Raw genomic sequence first — 4,273 nt, forward strand, 5'->3', positions numbered from 1 at the left:
AGGGTCGGTGAAGATCAGAATATTAGGGGTAGAGCGGGACGGGCCGATGCCGCCTTGTCGTCGACCGCCATATCGAGCGTGGATGTCACGGCGTACCGCGACAACTCCCGGCTGGATCTCCCAGAAGATGCCAGCCGTGCCGCCAGCACCGATGATCTGCTCGATGAGACCGCGCAGCGCCGTAACGAACTGTTCACGGTGACGGTCATCCCGCAGGAGGTCGAAGGCAGGCACGGAGAGACCGAACTCGGGATCTTCCCGATCCAGCCACCGGCGTGGCTGTGGGCTGTGTGCCGGCGGCGCTGGTGAGCTGGCGCGGATCTCCCACAACGGCGAGTCCCGAAGCGCAACGACAGGATATTCCGGCGTTACCCGTCGATGACCCGCGGTACCGTCCGTCGCGAGGGCTGCGGCCAGTCCCGCACGTGCCCGCGACCATCGGCTCAACCGCACGCCTTCCGCGGCACGTTCGACTGCCCACAACAACGTCAAAGGCTGGTACGGCAACTGGGTATCCCGGCTGGAAGCCCTCTGCAGCGTCGCCAAAGCACGCAACGCATCGTCTAAATCCACTACACAAAAATACGGCGACTGTGCTGGAGCCTTGAAGGCGCTCGGACCTCGCCCTCCTGGTCTGGAGGATGATAGCTCGGCTCGTAGCGGGAGATACTGGCTGTCACCACGACGCCCCGCGGCCCCGCCAAGCCGGCGGCCTCCCGGCAGGCGTCGGTATCCCACCCGCCGGTGGGCTGTTTATGGTTGTGACTCTCGTACGGCGTTGGCGATGACTGTGGTGACCATCCGGCTGGCGGTGTTCGGGCACGTGTTCCAGCTTCCGTCCGAGGTGGCGGACACCTACGTCACGGTCTACCAGCGGGGTGGTGCCCGACGCGCCGTTCGCTCTTCCAGACGATGATGAAGCGGGCCCTGGAGGGGTAAAGCGCGTCCTACGGCGGGAAAAGTCGGTTCAGTGCGGCGAGGCCTCTGTCGGTGTAGGTTTGCCGCCCCGTCTCCAGGCCGTACGCGAAGTCCTCAAGGACGCTGCAGCGTGCGTAGAAGACAGCCCGTTCTCGCAGCGAGAACGCCTGGTCGTGGGCGTGCCGGAGTCTGTCGACGGCGGTCGTCAGCGCCACGTCGCCGAGGTCACGGCAGAGCAGACCGATGCCGTAGGCGGAGTCGGTGAGCGCGGCGTCACTCCAGTCGATCACGCCGGTGACCAAGCCTGTGGCGGGATCGACAAGGACGTGTTCGATCCCGATGTCGTTGTGCGAGAACACGAGCTCCGCCCTGTCGGCGGGCGGCGGGGTCGCCAGGAAGATCTCGATCGATCGCCGGTGATGCGCCGGGACGGCGTTGGCGACCGCCGCGTAGAGCGCGGCCGCGTCCTCCCGCCATCCGCTGGTCGGCTGGTCGTCCGGCTCGACCAGGCCGGCGACCCGTTCCGGTGGGACGGCGTGCAGCGAAGCCAGCAGATCCCCGAGCGACGCGGCGATGGCCGCCGCCCGCGCCGCGTCCGCAGGCAGCCCAAGATCGGCCAGCGGCACGCCCGGGAGTTTCGGATAGGCGAGGCAGCCCAGGTCAGGAGCGACGACCGTCGGCGCCGGAACAGACACCGGACAGACGTCCGCGACGACGGCGAGCAGGGCGACCTCACGGACGATCCGCGCGGCACGGTCCGTCGGATCGGACTCCTTGCTGAAGCGGACGACCAGTTCGTCGTTGACCAGGTAGGCCGTGTTGTCGAGTCCCTCGCCCAGGAGCTCGACCGAGTGGACCCGCAGACCGGGCAGATGTGCCGTGACAACATCCACGACAGTCGACAAACTGGCGGTAGCGGTAGCGGCCTGCGCCTTCCCCGCGCTGGGAGCGCCGGCACACACGACACCAGCCGCGCTTCCCACCCGCCCGTCAGGGTCGGCGGTGTCACCGTGCGCGCTCACGACCGCATAGTATTCGATCTTCGGCCGTTGACCGCTGGCGAACAGCTCCCTGGCTGCCCGGTATCGCCCGGAGCCGCTTTACCCGCACCGTTTCCTCGGATGTGGCCGGGGACCGTACGCGTGTGACCTGCGGATCGCCAGTGACCGTACCCAGTTCGGAACCTTCGAGGTCCGCCGGGGCGTGCATCCCGCCGACGGTGGGATCGTCCGCCTCGTCAACAGCTGCGGAGTCGGATTCGCCCTAGAGCTCCTGCTCACCGGGAACCCGGTCACCGCGCAGCGCGCCTACACCGCCAACATGGTCAATGCTGTCGTCCCCCACGACGAACTCCTCGACGAGGTGCAGAAGGTCGTCGACAGCATTCTGCGCTGCGACCAGGCAGCCATCGAATCCGCCAAGGAGACCGTGCTGGAAATCATCGGCCGGCCGCTTCACGACCAGCTCCGGGTGGAGGCGATGTGGGGATATGCGCTGTGCGGCGGCAACCCCACCGTCATGAAGCGGTCCCAGGAGTTCTTCGACCGGGTGGACCGCGGCCGTGCCGACAGCACTCCGACRCCTCTCTGAGACCAGTCATCGCGAGGTTCCTGTGAGCGCCACAACAGGCGGCCCCGACGCGGCGCCACTCCCGTCCGATCGGCCGGTGCCGTTCGTGATGGGCATTCCCGAGCAGCTGTTCCGCGTGGAGCCGTTTCAGTTCCGCCCGGGCGGCCTCGTGACGAGCGCCATGTGTCTCGGGCCCTGGCTGTCGACGAACGGCCCGGACCAGGGCCCCGGGCTCGCCATGACACCAGCCGGCGCGCTCGGTGTCCTGATCGACGATGTGCTCGGTTACGCCATCGGCGCGGTGGCCGGGACGTGGTCGATCAGTACCGAGATCACGCTCGACATCGTCCGAGATCTTCCCCTGGACGGGACGATGGTCCACGCCGAGGGCCGCGTCGTCCACGCGGACGAGGTCGGCGCCCTGGCCCGGGGCCGCGTCCGCACCGAGTCGGGCGACGTCGTCGCATACTGCCAGGAGCGAGGCCGCTGGATCGACCGATCGCCCCCGGAGGACGTGATCGCCAACGGGGTCGTCACGACCGACGAGCCGCTGGACGTCGGCACCCTCGCGGGCCTTTTCGGCCACGCCGTGACCGTGCGGCCCCCGCACATGGATGTGACGGCGCTCCCGCGGCTGGCCAACCCGCTCGGCAACCTGCATGGCGGCGTGACCCTCTGCCTCACCGACTGGCTCGCGGCGCTCACCCTGCCGCGCCCGGCGCGCACGGTCTCCATCCACGTCCACTACGTCCGCAACATCCCGCCGCTGACGAACGTCCAACTGACCGCGAACATCGAGCATCCAGGACAATCTCTCGGCACCATCCGCGTCGTCGCCACGAACGGGACCGGCAAGCCCTGCACGATCGGCACCGTGGTGCGTCATTAGTGCGTGGTCGCTCCCAGCTCGATGGCGAGGACTCCGCCGATCATCAGCACGATGCCGCCCACCTGCACCAGGGACAGTTTGTCACCGAGAAAAACGGCTCCGATGAACGCTACCAGCGCGATACCGCTGGCGGCCCAGACCCCGTAGGCCACCCCGATACTCATTCCCATCTTGAGTATCTGTGACAGCAGGCCGAAAGCCACGATGTATCCCACTACCGCGACGATCGAGGGAAGCGGCTTGGTGAATCCTTCCGACAGCCGCAGGTTCACCGTCGCGGTCACCTCGGACAGAATCGCCAGGGCCAACAACAGAGCAGGCAAGATCGTGACCTTTCGCGCGACGCTACCGGTATCGACGTATCAGTGGTCAGTAGTTTGGGACGCATCGTCAGAACCCGACGTACTCCGCCGGCCGGGGCAGGTGGGCAGGTGGGACGTTGACGTATCCACCCACTTTCCCTGATCAAGGCGCTGGCGAACGCCGCGGGCCCGTCCGGCCTGTGCCGGCTCCGGGTGTGCGCACTCCCGCTACGGGGCCACTTCGAGATGCCCCATTGTTGTCCGTCCATCGGGCGTGTATGGCCGCCGGTGGAGTTGTCGGCCCACGAAACCCGGCCGGCTGCCRCCCGGCTTTTCGCCAGCTCGCCAACCGGGGGCTTTCCGGTCAACGGGTTCACCGATCCGACGGCTGACCGATGGCGGCAGGTAACGCGTGATCCGTGTGCTCGTTCTCTCCTGTCGATTTGCTGTGCTGTGCGTGCCGTCGGCGAAGGTCGCCGCCATTACGCTGGAGGATACGTGGACCAATGCCGCTAAGATAAGATCCGCCCGGTGATCATTATCGTTGGAGCGAAACGCACGCCTCCGTCGGATGACTTCTTGGTCGGGAAGTTGT

Annotated in this window: 5 protein-coding genes and 1 pseudogene; 3 read left to right on the forward strand and 3 right to left on the reverse strand. The window is 67.1% G+C overall.

Annotated features, from left to right (window positions below; genetic code table 11):
- Positions 1–573: pseudogene (locus tag BL254_RS28895) on the reverse strand (hypothetical protein); the annotation flags it as partial.
- A gap of 211 nt (positions 574–784) precedes the next feature.
- Here BL254_RS28895 and BL254_RS29045 point away from each other — a divergent pair.
- A complete protein-coding gene (locus tag BL254_RS29045) occupies positions 785–916 on the forward strand; it encodes a hypothetical protein (protein ID WP_256386279.1) in 132 nt (43 codons plus the stop codon).
- A 31-nt stretch (positions 917–947) separates the two neighbouring features.
- On the opposite strand, the gene BL254_RS24610 is transcribed toward BL254_RS29045, so the two are convergent.
- On the reverse strand, positions 948–1,940 hold the full coding sequence (locus tag BL254_RS24610; protein ID WP_200902588.1) for a phosphotransferase family protein: 993 nt from the start codon (positions 1,938–1,940) through the stop codon (positions 948–950).
- A 127-nt stretch (positions 1,941–2,067) separates the two neighbouring features.
- Here BL254_RS24610 and BL254_RS24615 point away from each other — a divergent pair, with 127 nt between their 5' ends.
- Positions 2,068–2,508, forward strand: coding sequence for an enoyl-CoA hydratase/isomerase family protein (locus BL254_RS24615; protein ID WP_256386280.1), 441 nt, complete (start codon positions 2,068–2,070; stop codon positions 2,506–2,508).
- A 22-nt stretch (positions 2,509–2,530) separates the two neighbouring features.
- A complete protein-coding gene (locus BL254_RS24620) occupies positions 2,531–3,376 on the forward strand; it encodes a PaaI family thioesterase (protein WP_139342507.1) in 846 nt (281 codons plus the stop codon).
- Here BL254_RS24620 and BL254_RS24625 read toward each other — a convergent pair.
- Positions 3,373–3,699, reverse strand: a complete 327-nt coding sequence (locus tag BL254_RS24625; protein ID WP_047225307.1) for a multidrug efflux SMR transporter — start codon at positions 3,697–3,699, stop codon at positions 3,373–3,375. The genes BL254_RS24620 and BL254_RS24625 overlap by 4 nt on opposite strands.
- Positions 3,700–4,273 lie beyond the last annotated feature (574 nt).

Source organism: Protofrankia sp. BMG5.30 (genome assembly GCF_001983005.1).
Lineage (GTDB): Bacteria > Actinomycetota > Actinomycetes > Frankiales > Frankiaceae > Protofrankia > Protofrankia coriariae.